This window comes from Mesorhizobium sp. WSM4806, assembly GCF_055811635.1.
In genome coordinates, this window is record NZ_JBVVQZ010000009.1 from 228,537 (window position 1) to 243,245 (window position 14,709).

General features: G+C 58.4%; 21 protein-coding genes. 4 read left to right on the forward strand and 17 right to left on the reverse strand.

The window, feature by feature from the left end:
- Positions 1–58 precede the first annotated feature (58 nt).
- From AC0L2M_RS16280 to AC0L2M_RS16305, 6 genes are all read right to left on the reverse strand, one after another.
- Positions 59–238 carry a Lar family restriction alleviation protein gene (locus AC0L2M_RS16280; protein ID WP_473535345.1) on the reverse strand — a complete coding sequence of 60 codons (180 nt, stop codon included), beginning with the start codon at positions 236–238 and terminating at the stop codon, positions 59–61.
- A gap of 342 nt (positions 239–580) precedes the next feature.
- Positions 581–757 carry a hypothetical protein gene (locus AC0L2M_RS16285; RefSeq protein WP_473535346.1) on the reverse strand — a complete coding sequence of 59 codons (177 nt, stop codon included), beginning with the start codon at positions 755–757 and terminating at the stop codon, positions 581–583.
- The gene (locus AC0L2M_RS16290; RefSeq protein ID WP_419693510.1) at positions 751–909 is read right to left on the reverse strand and encodes a death domain-containing protein; all 159 of its coding nucleotides are present in this window, start codon (positions 907–909) and stop codon (positions 751–753) included. Before AC0L2M_RS16290 ends, AC0L2M_RS16285 begins: the two co-directional genes overlap by 7 nt.
- Positions 910–961: 52 nt before the next feature.
- Complete coding sequence (locus tag AC0L2M_RS16295) at positions 962–1,468, reverse strand: hypothetical protein (protein ID WP_473535347.1); 507 nt, start codon at positions 1,466–1,468, stop codon at positions 962–964.
- A 340-nt stretch (positions 1,469–1,808) separates the two neighbouring features.
- Positions 1,809–2,060, reverse strand: coding sequence for a hypothetical protein (locus AC0L2M_RS16300; RefSeq protein WP_128172287.1), 252 nt, complete (start codon positions 2,058–2,060; stop codon positions 1,809–1,811).
- Between the two features lie 186 nt (positions 2,061–2,246).
- On the reverse strand, positions 2,247–2,540 hold the full coding sequence (locus AC0L2M_RS16305) for a hypothetical protein (protein WP_091591761.1): 294 nt from the start codon (positions 2,538–2,540) through the stop codon (positions 2,247–2,249).
- A 26-nt stretch (positions 2,541–2,566) separates the two neighbouring features.
- Here AC0L2M_RS16305 and AC0L2M_RS16310 point away from each other — a divergent pair, with 26 nt between their 5' ends.
- Together AC0L2M_RS16310 and AC0L2M_RS16315 are read left to right on the forward strand one after the other, a co-directional pair.
- Positions 2,567–2,902 (forward strand): hypothetical protein, encoded by a 336-nt coding sequence (locus tag AC0L2M_RS16310; RefSeq protein ID WP_473535348.1) that lies wholly within the window; start codon positions 2,567–2,569, stop codon positions 2,900–2,902.
- A 348-nt stretch (positions 2,903–3,250) separates the two neighbouring features.
- Positions 3,251–3,796, forward strand: coding sequence for a group I truncated hemoglobin (locus AC0L2M_RS16315; RefSeq protein WP_473535349.1), 546 nt, complete (start codon positions 3,251–3,253; stop codon positions 3,794–3,796).
- 92 nt (positions 3,797–3,888) lie between these two features.
- Here the strand turns inward: AC0L2M_RS16315 and AC0L2M_RS16320 are convergent, their stop codons facing one another.
- From AC0L2M_RS16320 to AC0L2M_RS16340, 5 genes are all read right to left on the reverse strand, one after another.
- Positions 3,889–4,500, reverse strand: coding sequence for an ATP-dependent DNA ligase (locus AC0L2M_RS16320; protein WP_473535350.1), 612 nt, complete (start codon positions 4,498–4,500; stop codon positions 3,889–3,891).
- Positions 4,406–4,720: an ATP-dependent DNA ligase gene (locus AC0L2M_RS16325; protein WP_473535351.1), complete on the reverse strand. Its 315-nt coding sequence runs from the start codon at positions 4,718–4,720 to the stop codon at positions 4,406–4,408. Before AC0L2M_RS16325 ends, AC0L2M_RS16320 begins: the two co-directional genes overlap by 95 nt.
- 263 nt (positions 4,721–4,983) lie before the next feature.
- Complete coding sequence (locus tag AC0L2M_RS16330; protein WP_473535352.1) at positions 4,984–5,172, reverse strand: hypothetical protein; 189 nt, start codon at positions 5,170–5,172, stop codon at positions 4,984–4,986.
- 8 nt (positions 5,173–5,180) lie between these two features.
- Positions 5,181–5,363: a hypothetical protein gene (locus AC0L2M_RS16335; RefSeq protein WP_473535353.1), complete on the reverse strand. Its 183-nt coding sequence runs from the start codon at positions 5,361–5,363 to the stop codon at positions 5,181–5,183.
- Positions 5,360–5,941 (reverse strand): hypothetical protein, encoded by a 582-nt coding sequence (locus tag AC0L2M_RS16340; protein ID WP_473535354.1) that lies wholly within the window; start codon positions 5,939–5,941, stop codon positions 5,360–5,362. The genes AC0L2M_RS16335 and AC0L2M_RS16340 overlap by 4 nt, the downstream gene beginning before the upstream one ends.
- A 372-nt stretch (positions 5,942–6,313) precedes the next feature.
- Here AC0L2M_RS16340 and AC0L2M_RS16345 point away from each other — a divergent pair, with 372 nt between their 5' ends.
- Positions 6,314–6,631, forward strand: coding sequence for a hypothetical protein (locus AC0L2M_RS16345; RefSeq protein ID WP_473535355.1), 318 nt, complete (start codon positions 6,314–6,316; stop codon positions 6,629–6,631).
- Here AC0L2M_RS16345 and AC0L2M_RS16350 read toward each other — a convergent pair.
- Positions 6,628–7,611: an ATP-binding protein gene (locus AC0L2M_RS16350; protein ID WP_473535356.1), complete on the reverse strand. Its 984-nt coding sequence runs from the start codon at positions 7,609–7,611 to the stop codon at positions 6,628–6,630. The two genes, AC0L2M_RS16345 and AC0L2M_RS16350, sit on opposite strands and share 4 nt — an antisense overlap.
- A 417-nt stretch (positions 7,612–8,028) precedes the next feature.
- Entirely contained in the window at positions 8,029–8,961 is a 933-nt protein-coding gene (locus AC0L2M_RS16355; protein WP_473535357.1) for an alpha/beta hydrolase family protein, read from the reverse strand.
- Between the two features lie 136 nt (positions 8,962–9,097).
- Between AC0L2M_RS16355 and AC0L2M_RS16360 the strand changes: the two genes are divergently transcribed.
- Complete coding sequence (locus AC0L2M_RS16360) at positions 9,098–10,162, forward strand: DUF2332 domain-containing protein (protein WP_473535358.1); 1,065 nt, start codon at positions 9,098–9,100, stop codon at positions 10,160–10,162.
- A 58-nt stretch (positions 10,163–10,220) separates the two neighbouring features.
- On the opposite strand, the gene AC0L2M_RS16365 is transcribed toward AC0L2M_RS16360, so the two are convergent.
- The 4 genes from AC0L2M_RS16365 to AC0L2M_RS16380 all read right to left on the reverse strand — a co-directional run.
- Positions 10,221–11,945 carry a GNAT family N-acetyltransferase gene (locus AC0L2M_RS16365; protein ID WP_473535359.1) on the reverse strand — a complete coding sequence of 575 codons (1,725 nt, stop codon included), beginning with the start codon at positions 11,943–11,945 and terminating at the stop codon, positions 10,221–10,223.
- A 39-nt stretch (positions 11,946–11,984) separates the two neighbouring features.
- Positions 11,985–12,989 carry a D-alanine--D-alanine ligase family protein gene (locus AC0L2M_RS16370; protein ID WP_473535360.1) on the reverse strand — a complete coding sequence of 335 codons (1,005 nt, stop codon included), beginning with the start codon at positions 12,987–12,989 and terminating at the stop codon, positions 11,985–11,987.
- A gap of 193 nt (positions 12,990–13,182) precedes the next feature.
- Positions 13,183–14,247 carry a glycoside hydrolase family 88 protein gene (locus AC0L2M_RS16375; RefSeq protein WP_473535361.1) on the reverse strand — a complete coding sequence of 355 codons (1,065 nt, stop codon included), beginning with the start codon at positions 14,245–14,247 and terminating at the stop codon, positions 13,183–13,185.
- Positions 14,248–14,429: 182 nt separating this feature from the next.
- A partial coding sequence (locus AC0L2M_RS16380) for a hypothetical protein (protein WP_473535362.1) occupies positions 14,430–14,709 on the reverse strand: 280 nt, incomplete at its 5' end.

Consider the following 14,709-nt stretch of genomic DNA (forward strand, 5'->3'; position numbering starts at 1 on the left):
GAACCGCAATCCAAACAGCCCGCCACCGTGAGGGCAGCGGGCTACTGGTGTGTGCGGGTTAGTGCTTGTCGCTGCTGCCGCGATCGTTCCAACGCTTCTCTGCTTCAGCCCATGTGTCGGCAGTCGGGCCCTGTGCGCCGCAGCGCTTGCACTTGACGTGATAGTCGTCGCCGTCGAAATGCTCGACGGTGATGTCGCGGCTGTTGTCAAAGGGGCATTCGCGGAGGCGGGTTGGCATCGGGGTATTCCGTTCAATCTCGAAACCACTTCTAGTACCAGTCCGGTATTTATGGGTTATGAAAACAGCACACCCCACCGCCAAAGAGGCTTCCGACACGCTTCGGAAGCTTGAAACGATGCGCGCCGAACTCCTGTCGGAAGGCGCCCATTTCCGCGCCAACACGGTCGGCCAGGAAATCGATCTGATCCGCCGGCTTGCGCCCTCAAAGCGCGATGGCCACTAACCCGCAGCATTCATTATCGAGATTCAAAAAGTCCGCCACCGTGAGGGCAGCGGGCCTTGTCGTTTCGGATAAGGAATGACTTGTCAGTTTGCCTTTTCGCGGATCGCCTGGAAAATTTAGGAACGGAACTCCGCGCCCAGCTCGGGCGAGAGGCGGAATGAGCGCCCGCCGGTGGCGTCTTCGGTCTTGAATACCAGGATCATGTCCCCGTTCGCCGGGTCGAAGTTCGGGATGATGTATTCCAAGCGCTCGGCTTTCTCTAGGTAGTGGGCAACGCGGTCCTTCTTCAGCATGACGCATCCCCGGCGAGGCGCCTGATATCGGCGGCGATCGACAAGAAGGCCTCGTTGGGATCGCCAAAATCCTCCAGTCCCAATCTGTCGCTCACGCGAAGCTTTACCGCCATTCCTTCAAGCGTCTGGGCAGGGATCGCACAAATGCGCATGCCTGTTTCCCATTCCTCGCTGCAAACCGCGCTGAATGCCTCTTCCAGGGCTTCATAGTTGTGCTCGCGGTACCGCTCGTCTCTCAGGGCCGACCATTCCTCCCACTCGGCTTGGACGTGCGCTTTTTCTCTTGATTTCCTCACGCCATGCGCGAACCGGTTCCGGCTTCCAATCGTCCTTGGTGGCTACATCATGGAAGGACAGGGTTTTAAGCGCATCATCCTCTAGTTGTTTCAGGTGAGCCGGCATCTGCGGCGATTTCCAGTCAGTGGGATGAAGCGGCCTTGGCGGCAAGAAGGCCTCGATCTTGCCGCTGACTCCTCTGTTAGCTTCCGATGCCCTTTCCATCCGGGCGTGAGCTTCTTCCAGTTCCTTATCGAGCCGGAACAGATCGGCGTCGGGATGCTCGGCAGGCGCGGCGACCGGCGTGGCTGAAGCATTGCGAACGCTGGCAGCGGTGGCGGCGAGAGCGAGGCCTGCCCCTGTCAGGTTGAGCAGGCGGCGGCGGTTGATCGCGGGCATGCCTTCGGCGGCAGCCCGAACAAGGGTGTTCGGCATCGGATCTTCTCCAATTCGGTTGTGTGTGAGGCTCTAGCGCTTCCGCAAGAACGGGAATTCTGATATCAGAGTTTTTATGCCAAAGCAAGAAACCGTGATATCAAAGAAACGGCGCGGCCCGGCCCCCACCGGAAAGGGTGTGCCGATCATGGTCCGCCTTCAACCGAACATGCTGGCGGGCGTCGATCAATTTGTTGCCGAGCATGATGTTTCGCGACCTGAAGCCGTCCGATTAATCATTCGTGATTGGTTGATCAGACACCAGGTACTGAGAGCCGAGTGAAATCCTGGGCGATCCCGCAAGGCCCCCGGCTTTGCGGGTTTGCTAATCCCCGCCCGATCAGGACGCTTCCTGCACTTCCTCGACTTGTGGCGTCACGGGTGCAGGATTAATGACGTAGGTGTTCGAGGTCAGGTCGCTAGTAGATCGGATGATGATGCCGTCGTCTCTTAATCGGACAAACGTTGCCCTCGCGATACGCATGGGCTTGCCGTTGGCATCTGCGGCTGTGACTTTGTTCGACCAGGGAACGTGAGTGATGGTGTCAACGCGCTTGAGAAAGCGCTTTTCCGTCTCGGTCAACTCGATCACGCGCGTTCCTCCATATCGTTGGCAGCGTTTGGTTGGCCGGTAACGCCGATGATGTGACTCGGTTCCAAGGACCCAAAGGCAGACAGGCGCATGGTCGCTGCGTATGTCCAGAAACTCACAGGGGACGACCTTGAGGCTAAGGGCTACCTGCCGAAAGGCGCAGCAGAATAGCTATGCTCGTCACCGTCAGCCGGGAGGAGTGTAGAGCGGCTCTCTGCATCGATGAACCAAGCACTGGCCATCGAGCGTCGGCACAAACCCTACCGCTGGGATTTCCGACCAGTCGCACGCATTGCTGTACCGGCGGACGTAGAGGGCATAGGTGTTCGGGCCGGTGGTCAGCACCGCCGAGCCATGGCTCTGGATTAGCGCCTGCGTCTGTTGGCAGGTCATGGCGCGGGTGTCCGGCCTGGCCTGGGCGAGGGTTGTGAAGGCAAGCGTGACCGCTGCCGAGGTCAACGCAATCCGGCGAATGGACATGACGAGACTCCCGATGAGCCATTTGGTTGACAAACTCGCATGTCGCAGGGCAGCTGTGCAATGGCGGCTCCAAATCGGAATTCCCGACTGGGGCAAGACAGGATGGAAACCGATGCCCGCAACACCAGTGGAAGGCCTTCCGAGAAGAACTAAGCCAGCAGCTTGAAGAAGAGCGCCGGTTTATCGCCAACGCCGAAGCAGGGAAAACCGGCACTTGGACCGTTGAGCCGGGCAAGGGAAAAGTCGACACCACCGCCGCTCATGTGGAGATATCGGCGATCTCCGTTGAAGGGTTCGCCGCAACGGGGAGGAATATAATCCTGATTTTGATGATAAGGGCAAGCGGATGGTCGCAGCTCTGAGCGAAACAGCCCGCGACAGTCGCGCTAGGTTCTCTTGAGGTTGAGCGGCAGGCATTTTAGGCCGCCTAGGGAGGGAACAGGGAGACCTGTTTCGGTATCTCGAAAACCGCCATGGGATACGAAACAACGCACGGCGCAACGCTCTGGTCATAAGTGCGGCCGCGCCAATCGCCCCTCACCTAATGGTCATGGCTCTCGTCCAATGGAATGCGGTCGATCGGAATAATTCCGCCGGGTGGCTCGTTAGTCCCATAGAGCATGCCGGATACGGCAAAGTATCCGATGTCACTTCAACGAAGCTGCCAGACAGGCTGCTGCCGCTCTGGCTCAACTCGAAGGAGACCAGAGATGAAAACGGTTGTTTCGACCTCTTTCACAAGACGAAGCGTCGTCGCCGGGCTGGCCGTCGCCCCGATGGCTTTGGCGGCGGAGGATAATACCTCCGCGCAGGCCAACCAAACCACGCCTGAGAACAGTCTGTACGAGCGGCTGGGAGGCGTCTTCGCCATCGCAGCGGTGGTGGATCACTTCAGCGACGCCATCGTGAAGAACCCCATCGTCGGCCAGACGTCCGAGAACCCGCAGCTGCGCGAATGGCACACCAAGAACCTTGGAAGGCTGCCCGGCCTCAAGTTCATGCGCACGCTGTGGGTCTGCGACGTTTCTGGCGGGCCCTTCAAGTTTGTGGCCACCAAGCCCGGCACGACGCACCTTGGCCTTGAGGAAGCCCACCGGGATCTCCGGATCTCACCCGCGGAATTTGATGAGGTCGCAGCGGAACTCGGGCGGACCCTGGACCACTTCAAGGTTCCGAAGCCCGAGAAAACCGAGGTCCTGGCAGCTTTCGCCGCCCACAAAGATGAGGTCACCGCCGGCTTCGTCAAGCAGGGCTGAAGCGCCTTAGGGTCGACTCAATCAACCTACCGCAAGTGCGGCTGCTTAAGGGTCAACAAAACGAGATTCAGATCGAAGCGGAAGCTCACTCGTCATCCCAGAAATCCTGCAGCGATGCGTGCCGAAGATCCTCCTCGCACCTTAGATGCTTCACGCGGGCCTTGATGCCCCGGCTTGACCCAGTGCGTTGCCGGCCGCTTTGGCATATCCTTGGGCGGTGGCCCGGCATGTTCCTGCACGCGCTTCCACAACCGCTCCCGCATCTCGCGGTTGACGCTCACGAACGCACTGCCGACATATTTCCGGGTGCCTGGCTCAGCCATCAGAGCAAACGCCGGCTTGCCCCTCTCGCGTTCGACGCCGAGGAGTTCAAACTCGCTTTCGGTGAAGGATTTTGTCTTCAGCCAATTGGTGGTCGGGCCGCTGCGATATTTGCTGTCTCGGCGCTTCGATACCATCCCCTCCAGGCCGGCCGCGTCGATCAGATGATAGATCGCGTTGACTTCGCCTGGCATCGTCTCGCTGAACTGGATGCGGCTGTCAGACCCTATAAGCCCGGCCAGGATTTCCCGCCGATCCTCCAGCGCCATGTCGCGCAAGTCGTGGCCGTTAAGATGCAGGAGATCGAAGGCGACGAAATAGAGGTCGTGCTGGCGCCTGGTGATTGCCTTGCGCAGCGGCAAAATCCGAAAGGCCAGCGTCATTTAAGACGACGACCTCGCCGTCGATGATGGCATTCTCGACGTCCAGCGTTCGCGCCGCCGCAGCTAGGTCGCGGTATCTGGAGGTCCAGTCGAGTCCGCGGCGGGTGAAAATCCGAGCGCCGCCGGCGTCGATGATGATCTGGGAGCGGTAGCCGTCAAACTTGGCTTCATGCATCCAGTCATCGCCTTGGGGCGGCTTGGCGACCAAGGTAGGCATCATCGGAGGAATGAACTCAAGCCGGCCGGGTCCGGCACGCACTGGTTTACGCACGGAATCGAGTCTAGGCCCGTCCCATCTGGTGGCCAGGGGAACGGAACATGATCATTTACTAAATTAGCAATTCTGCATGAAACGGCTTATTATTCGTCCAAGCCGGCGGACACCCCCAAACCCCGTCGGTTAGGCCCAGCGGCCACCCACCCAAACTCCCAACTGGCTGCTGGGCCGCCCCATCTCAGCGAGGAAGCATGGACGGCCAAGCTTCAAACGATAGGCGCGAGAATCGCGTCAGGGCCGAGGCCAAGAGCCGTGACGAGCAGGATGGCGTCCGGGTCGTCGCAGTAGACCTCGGGTCGATCGGGAGCAAACCAGCGGGCGAAATAGACCGGGTTTTGCGTCAAGGCGGCGTAGGCCTCGGGCATCTTGCCAGCGTCGATTATCCTCGCCTGCACGACCCATTTCAGAACTGTCTGACGACGTGGCGGCGTTGGCTCTGGGCCGGTGAAATTCTTACCATCGAATGAAAAGCCGGCGAAAACATCGTCGGGAACCTTTTCCATCCCGGCTCTGGGCTGCCTTCGAAATAGGGCAGATCGTACGCGATCGAATCCACCACGCCTTCAATGATGCGGGCGTATTTCATGTCGTCCTCCAGAAATTGACGCGGGTGTAGACCTCAGTCCCATAGCTGCCAGCCAATCCGAACCCGGAGGCTTGGGTGGTCAGGCATTGGTGTTCGACGCGGTAGGCTTTCCCGGCAACAACAGCGGCCCCGCCAAACGATCGGGTCGACGTGTCACCGGCGCCGGAGCAACGTTCAACCGTCCCGGCCCCAGCCACCGTGCTGTCAGTGACGTTGTAGAAGCGTGTTTGGTGAATGCCCACGTTGCTTGCTGGGGCTGACCACTCGACCCAGCCGGCCACAGTCGGCGTGAACTGGTTTGCCGCAATGGAGACAATCGCGGACGCGTCGCGCACCTCAGTATTCAGGTCGCGCGCGCGCCAAGCACCGGAAGTGAAAGCCCCCCATCCGTCCCGGAGGATTTCTGATCTATCGTCGACATAGCTGCGAGCAAGGGTTCGAAGTGCATCGGCAAAACTTGGCGGAGGGCCCTCACCGATTTTGAGGAGCGAATGGAGTTCCTTGCGCTCATGCGGCGCTAGGAAGGGAGCGAAGGAGCGGGATCGATCCTGAGCAAAATGACCCTTTCGCTCCGACATTCCGTTCGAATCCCCCTTGCCCTGTCTCACTTCGCGCCAACCCTGCTCATGCCAAAAATGCCCATCGTGCGCTAGTGGGCCGAGCGCTTATTCATCTGTGCTGCCAAGTATTTGAGGCGCGTCAGTGATGCCAGTGCGTGTGAGCACATCTGACCAATCCTCAAGCAAGCATTCATAGTCGGACCGGCGACGGCCTCCTGACGAACTGGCGCGATTGATGTTTTGGCCCACGAGCGCCCGAAGCGCTCGAGAGGTCTCGATTTTTGAAGCCGTTCCGTTGAAAAGCGGATGTCTGTCGCTCGGACGGAGATCAAGGCTGACGCCGTCTCGGGTCAACAGCGGAACCGTCCGCACGGGTCGATGGCTCGGCACTTGAACCAATCGCTTGGATATCTGTTCCAGGCCCGTCGGGTCCTGGCGCTGACCGCCGACACTGCGTCGTTCCAGTTTTGCCGATCGGACTTTCCCGCGGAGTTGCTCGATCGCCTTAGGCAAGCCGGCTTCGCGGAGCGCGTGCCAAACAGCAGTAGATACGGAAACCTGCTGCTTGGTCGTGGTGACGCCGAACATCTCGTCGAGCGAAGCGGAGAACTCCACCTCGACACGGATGTAACGGTCGTTGTTGATGAATACTGTCCAGGGCACGCGCGACTGAACGTCGATGATCCGCCCATTCCGGCTGAAGATTAACCCATGATAGTCCTTGAGGATCGGAAAGCGGCGTTCGCATTGAGGCCCACGGCGTCGCGTGTCTTGTCTATCGCGCCAAAGCTCGGCGGAAGCCACGCGTAACGGAGGGATATCTGGCCCTCCTGGCCAGGTGCAGCAGGATTGCGGACCTTGATATCTATCCGGTCGAGCGACTGGGCACGGTCTTCGTCGAGCAAGAAGAACTCGCATTCGGGGGTCAAGAACAGAGGATCAATGGGAAGAACGCGATGACCATCAACATGGATCGCAGTCTCCTTGGCCAACTTATGATAGGTCACTCCGAAATGTCGGACGAGGTTGATTCGCATACCCAACGTGGTGGCCCAATCAAGACGGTCGAGCTTCTCGATGACCACGATTGTTCCAGAATGCCATCCCTCAGGGAAAGTCCGTCTGAGATACTCGTTGATGAAGGCCGGGAGTCTTGCTCGTCGAGCCGAGGGAAGCGCGACATCCCCGGCGGAATTGCGATACTTCCCAGCGTCTAAGGCATCGAGATCCAATGTGACGGCGAAGTGTTGGCCCCCTGCCACCTTGGAAACGATCGTGAAACGTCGTCCGATGCTGACCGCTGAACTGGGCAAGCCATAGCCGTAGCGGCCCAGACCAGCGCGATCATTCTCACGATGGGTCCCGCCCCACATCATCGCAAGCCTGAGCATTTCGGGCGCCATCCCGTGCCCATCATCGACGACCGCTGGTTGGGATGGCTTCTTGAGCGAGACGCTTCCGTCATAGCCGAAAACGAGGTCGACGCGCTGGGAGTAGGCCTGAATGGAATTGTCGATTAGTTCAGCGATGGCGTCGACATTGCTGCGATAGCCGATATGTCGGATGCCGTGGACAAAGGCCTCTGGAATTGTGAGACCGATTTGGCTTTGTCGGTGCTTCAGGTCCGCGTATTTGCGTTGAGCAATCAGCACCGTTTCTGCCGCGTTGATCCCATCAACTCCCGCCACCAACACTCCTCCCGAGGTCAAGTGCAACTGCATACAGGTCATAGCATATTATCAATAGTGCGACACATACGGTGGACCTCACCCGGAACGGCGAAGGAAAACTTCGCGAGCATGTCCTGGATTGTGCACTTTACGCAAACCGCCCACACATCCGGCGAAGTTAGGTGACCGAAAATACAGGTTCGCCAGGGCCAGCGCACCCATTATTCAAGAATATTAAAAGAATGCGCGAGGTCCAAATAGGGTCGTGTAACCCGCGGCTTCGGATGGTATCGCCACTAAATTCGTGCCAGATTGTGAATCCACAACCTACCGGCCCTCCCCTGTCGCAACTTGCGCAGAAAACCGCACACTCCCCATCCTGCCACGTCGGATCCAGGTCGAATAACTGTCGGTGACCGCTGGCGGACTTTCCCGCTATTTCCATTCAAACCTGTCGGTCGGCTCAAGGCTGGATTGAAACTTTTGGCGAAGCGCCGCCAGAGCCGCTGTTTTCCCATTCAGGTAGGCATCGAAGAGCAGCACTGCTGCGTCTTGTACAACGCGCGTGTAGCGGGTCTCCTCCTCGGGGCCGTGGGCGTGTGGTCCGTGCTTCAGGCCGGAAAACGCATTGTGGCCAGCACCGTCGAGAACGAGCAGATATTGATGAGGGATGGTCAGCGCTGCGTAAGGGAGGGTCCGCTGTATCGGATCGAATTCCTTGTTGCCGGGCACCGCATTGCCATCTTTCGTGCCGGTGATGTGAAAGAGCGGGATACTGATATCGCGGTAAAGGGCGGCCAAGTCGCCGCCCTGGATGGGTATGTTCGGGCTCATGACCAGGCCAGCGCGAATTCCTGGCTCCTTGAACGACCACTGCCCGCCCGGACCCATTCTCTGCCCTGCGGCAACCATCGTCGAGACGCCTCCATAAGAGTGTCCGGCCATGCCGATGCGTGTCAAATCCAGGCGGCCGGCGAGCCGCCCCTCGCCGTTCATGCGCGCAAGCTCGCGCAGGGCAAAGGGCACGTCCTGAAATCGCGCGCGCGCCGCATTGGCGTCCCACATGGCTTCACGAAGAATGCGGTAGACTTCCGCAAGAGAGTTTGCCTGTTGCCATATCGAACTGTCCGTCCCGGTATGCTGCAGGTGCACCGCCACGTAGCCGCTTTGCGCCAGGCGCCGCCCGAGGTAAGGCATCGCCTCGCGCGATCCGCCAATGCCATGCGACACAAGGATCACCGGGGAAGCGCCAGAGAGGGGAGCTGGGGCATGAAGCCGGTACGGCACGGAACGGCTGCGCGATTCGTCGCGGAAAGCGCCATCAATGACAGTATATCCCGAAGGTGAATCGTCCACGCTTTCGTTCATCCGCCAGCCTCTCAGGAATGTATGCTCGAAAGCCTCTATTGTTCGCCCGGTTCCTTGACCCGCTGGGCCGAAAGCATTAAGGCAATTACAGGTGGAATCCACATCCAAGACATCTATTGCCCGCTAGGTTCCTGCTATGGTGGTGTTTGAAACAAGCGCTCACTATTACCGCTTCTTTGCCAACGAGTCTCGTCGTGGCGGCTCCCCCCTCTATGAAAAGCTGTCGCTCGGGATTGCGGACAATGTCGCGCTGCAGCGCCTGGCGGCAGGGCGCAGGAAGGGCCAGCCGGCGGCGAACCTTGTCTTCGGCGCGGTACAGTATCTCCTGCTTGGCGGCGTCGATCATCCTCTCAAGGATTATTATCCGAGTCTGGGCGGAACGCGGCCGGCCGACGATCGCGCATTCGAACTTTTCGCCGCTTTTTGCGGTGCTCACGAAGCCGAGCTTGTCGACATCATCGCCAAGCGCGCCACCAACACCAACGAGGCTGGCCGCAGCGCGCTGCTGCTGCCCGCATTCGATCTGGTTGCGCGCGAAGCCGCCGCTCCGCTTGGCCTCGTCGAGATCGGATCCAGCGCCGGCCTGAACCTGAACTTCGACAGCTATGGATATCGGTATACGGACGGGAAAGGCGCTCCGAAGCTGGAGCGGTGGACCGATGCGGATTTTGTCCTTTCCTGCATCCTTGAAGGGCCTGGCTTGCCTGTTTTGGGGACGTTCCCGCCCCCCGTTTCATCGAGGATCGGCCTCGAACTTTATCCGACCGATGTTCGGGATGAAAATGAACGCCGGTGGCTCAAGGCGCTTGTCTGGCCCGAGCGCATTGACCGGCTTACAAAACTGGATGGCGCCTTGAAGGTCGCCGCCGCGCATCCGCCCCGGATCAAAGGCGGCGACGCCGTGTTGAACCTGAGCTCTGCACTGGCGGAGATTCCGCCTTATCAAGCCCGGTGCGTGTATCACACGATAATGGGCTATCAGCTTTCCGGCGATCAACACCGACGCATAAACGATATCCTGTTGGAGGCGAGCAAGACGGCGCCGGTCTGGCGCGTCACCGTGGAAGGCGAGGTCGCACACCCCAACCCCACTGAGACGTTCAATCCTCTCAAGGTCAGCAGATACTTCAATGGCGAGCGCAGGGTAAAAACGCTCGCGGTCTGCGATCCGCATGGGCTATCGATGGAGTGGAAAGGTTAGCAGGTCGACGGTTTATCCGGCCATTCCTGTCCTTGACCAGATGCAAACGCGATGCGCATTACTCTAAGGTGTCCACATCATCGGCGATGGACAAACGATCGCGCGGCAGGGGCACACGCAACTGGTTGCGATTGGATAAGGCCTTGGCAAAGTCCGGTTTGAGCGTCAGCGCCTCGTCAAAGCTGGCGAGTGCTTCATCAATGCGCCCCAACGCCCGCAACGTCACCCCCCGATTGTTCATTGCCTGCACGAAATCGGGTTTCACCCCGATGGCTTTCTCGTAGCACGCGAGAGCCTCGTCATACCGTTTCAGGCCGCGCAAGGCATGCCCCCTGTTGTTGTACGCAGCTGCGGCTTTCGGATTGATCTCAGTGGCGCGAGCCAGGTAGGTGTCCGCTGCCTGATACCGACCGGCCTGAAGACATAGAACGCCCAACAGATAATTAGCGTCGTAATGCCGGGGACTTGCTGCCAGTACCTGCAGATAAATCCTCTGGGCATCCAAAAATTGCTTGCTCCGATGGCATTGCAGCGCACGCGCAAATTGCTCCTCAATACGCCTAGCCGCCACAAGCTCGTCCAGAAGCCGGCGCGCCTCCAGATTGCTCAGTTCAGTTTCGAGCACCTGCCTGCAGCCGCGCTCGGCCAGATGGAACTTCCCCTCCTGACGCAGCTTTCGCACCGACGAAATCACCGAAGGAAGGCTTCTTCGATCCAGCCTGTTCCCGCGGCTGTTGGTGGAGTCGATCCGGACACCCTCTACAAGCCGCTCCTTCGATCCGAAACTGTACTTGTACGAAAAATCTCCAGTGCCAAGGTCGTAGGTCCTGAGGCCGTTTTGAATTGCCCAACGGATGCTGTAGGCGTGAAGCACCAAGCCCGGTGGAGGCTTCCGAATTGCGAGATTGCGGCTGACGAGGAAACAGACGAGTGAACGCTTCGACCTGTCGATAAACGTAATGTGCACTCCTAATGGAGTATCGCCTTTCCACAATACGGGCGCGAACAGCACACCCGCCTTGTGGCACTCAAGTAACATATGGCGGCAGTTGGCAATAACACCCTGAGCATAGACGCGGCTTTTGGCCTCCCACTGCGCAAGCCAAAGTTGATAGAAAACCTCCAGGTCGCTTTGGATTGTCTCGAAGTCTGCCAAACTTACCCGGTATTCTCCGCTATTTTCGACCTGACGAAGAAAATGGCGGACATCACGACGGGTTTTCGAGCCAAGGTTGCGATCCAGGAATTCGTCCCAATCGGCTGGCAAATCGACATACATATAGATGTCATGATTTATGTTTTCGCCTGTTCGGGTGGTATGGCGACGTCGTTCAATCTTTTCTTTCACAAAATCGTTGTCAGAAAAGCTTCCAAGCAGCATTTGACGGCGCCTGGCCGATATCGAAATGTCGTCGCAGTGTAACGTTGTCCAATTCAGCGCCTGCAGGCGATCGGCGAACAATGAAACGACTTGCTCTTCGAATTCGGGAACGCAGATGAAGCCCGTATAGGTGGCGAAATACGAGCCGGCCATCCTTATGCTGCTATAAAACCCCGTCTGCTCATCAAGCCCGGTGACGAGTTGCAAAGGGAAGAAGGCGACATACTCGTTCGACCCGGGAGACCGCGCGGCCAAAATCACCCAACCTGGGCGTCGCAGCCAATTCGACATCCATGGCCACGACAGGAAGAAGTTCGCCTCCGGATCGGAGTCATATATCCGGTCCCAATTCTCTCTCAGCGGCTCCAACGCTTCGAATTTGTCGACCATATCGATTTGCATGCGCTGACCATCACTGAAGTGCCTTATCGAGCGTTGCGGTTATCTTTGCCGCCTTCTCTGACGCCTGAGACTGTGCGTCAAAACATGTCCCACCAGTTCTTCATACTTGATCCCATGCAGGGCGGCCGAACGATAGACCGCCGAGGCCGGCGCCATATTGCAGGCGATGTTCACTTCGATGAAAACGGTCCGCCGCGTGTCGGGATCATAACGGAAGTCGAAGCGGGCATAGTCGAATGGCGACATCTCGGCCACCATTCGTGCGGTTGCCTCCGAAACCTCTTCGGCTCCCGGTCCGTCGTAAGGAGCGGACTTGTAGGAACTGTTGAGCCCTCGCTTTGCTTCATTGGTCAGAACATTGTCGCCAGGGCGGCCGCTCTCCTCGAAGACCGCCAATGAACCCGGGGGGAAGCCCTCGACAATTGGAACCGTCAGATTGAGGCCCGGCACAAACTCTTCTGCAATGAATTCACGGCCGCCGTGACGCGGATCCGAGATGGTTGTCAGCGCATCCCGCCAATCCGCTTCATTCTCGACCTTTACAATTGCGTCGGAAGCGATACCCCCTCGCGGCTTGACAATCCACGAACCGGGCAGGCTGAACTTGTCATTGCTGACCTCACCGGGCTGCATGATCCTGTGCTTGGCGACATCGAGCCCCAGCGAAGCAGCCAGTTGCTTGGCCAATACCTTGTCTTCCGAGACCGCCCGGCTTGACGCCGATGCGCCGAGACACGGGACGCCACGATAGGCCGCGATTGCCGGCGCCAGGAGCTCGTGACCATCGAATATCGCATGCGAGTGAATGGCATAGAGGAAATCGAAGTCGAGAGGCCCGAACAGCACCTCGTGCTCGCTCGCCGGCGTGACCCTGAAACCCAGCCCGCGTAGCGTTTCGAGCATGATGGCATGGTAGACGACGTGGTAGCCGTACTTGGCCCTGCGCTCCGGGCTGGAGTCGAGGGCATGACGCGCCAAAAACAGCACATGGGTTTGCGCCAGCTCTTCCGGCGATGGGGTCAACAGGTATTCCAACGTCGGCATTTATGAGCCTGATGTGTTCAAAACGCTTTCCATGCTTGCATCATGGCTTGAGCCGGTCAAGCAGAACCACGGGCAATATTTTGGGTGGCGTTGAAGGTCGAAATGGTACAGATCCAGACTGGGATGCTGGCCGCACTGCCCGGTGAAGAAACGCAGGAGCAGTTCGGGGCTCCCGGCTGTCCTTTGACGGGAGTCAAAGCCCCAGCTCGAATGTAGAAGCCTGCTTGCTTCCGAGAAAATTCCACAAGGCCTGGATAGCGTCTATCGTATGCTGGGCATTGTCTATGCGAGCCCACCTATTTTTCTCTGCATTGGTCCTGATGGCTCCTCGGTACGCATAAAAAGGAAGAGAAGATTCATCCAGTTTTTCTCTATACTGCAAGGATGCGATGTTTTTCAACGAGAGCATAATAGCGTCAAGGTATCGCCCTGCCCTCACCTCATCCCCTGTCCGCAGCGCCATCTCGAATGCATAAACCAGCCCCTCGCTATAAACTCCGTCCGAGGACGCGTGCGGAAGGCCGTACTGAGGGGTTGCTGGATTGAAGAATCGTCCAATCCTGTACGACCGGTCCTGAAGTTCAAGCAATTTGTCGTTCAGAGTAAACACCGCCTCGGCGAATTTATCGGCTTTCGTCAACTCATATAGATGCCGATAAGCGATGGTGTGCCAAGGCACGTATGCCGGGTAATAATTATCTGCGATATTGCGGACATATTCCTCTAAATAGAATTCTGCACTGCGCGCCGCTTCGTCGAAATAACGGGTCAATCCAGTCCGGATATAATATTCGAGCAAAGCAACCAGTGCTTCCCCTGAGTAAAATGTTAAGAGGTATTTTGCGTCGAAGGAATAATTCGGCTCCTTTAGCCAAGGGCGAAAGGACCCGTCTGCATTCTGGAGCGCAAGGATGCCCTCCGCGGCCGCACTGGCCTTTGACTGGAACTGTTCAAAATGAGGGCTTGCCGCGAATGTGCGAAGCAGCATCGCATTTGCCCCGAGCTTTGACTTGCCATCATATTCAATATAACCAATACCACCCTCCTCCCGATACCATGTATTCATGATGAATGACAAATTCCGGCGATGAACAGGGCGAAGCGAGAGATTTCCTACGCTCATTTCCGCCAACGTGCGCGATGACATAAGCTGTCTTAGTTCATTGTTTTTTTCAGATTTCTCGCCCGTATACGGATTGATACTGTAGGTAAACAGGCCCTTTTTTCCAATATTGCGGATTATCCAGGCTTCCGCCAAGTCTCGGATCCTTGCCATCTCCTCCGGCAGCGACACGACCGTCCGTCGTTCGGGAGGCCGTTCGGCCCGATGAGAGCTCCTCTTTGGCATGAGGCGTTTGGAGGTTTGAATCCGGTGGGCGGACATGGTTTCGCCGAGATCGATCGAGTTTTGGCTGTATCCCAAACAGAAAGTGAGCGTCTTTAGACGCTCACCTTCGCGATTATCGAGCGAATATCTGGTGGGTCGTTAGCCGCCGCTGCCGCCGCCACCGCTGCCGCCGCCACCGCCGCTGCCGCCACTGCCGCCGCTACCACCGCTGCCGCCGCTACCACCGCTGCCACCGTCGCCGCCGCTGCCGCCGTCGCCGCCGCTGCCGCCGTCGCCGCCGCTGCCACCATTGCCGCCGCTGCCACCATTGCCGCCGCTGCCACCACCGCCGCCGCCGCCGCCACCGCCGCCGCCGTCACCATCGCCGTCACC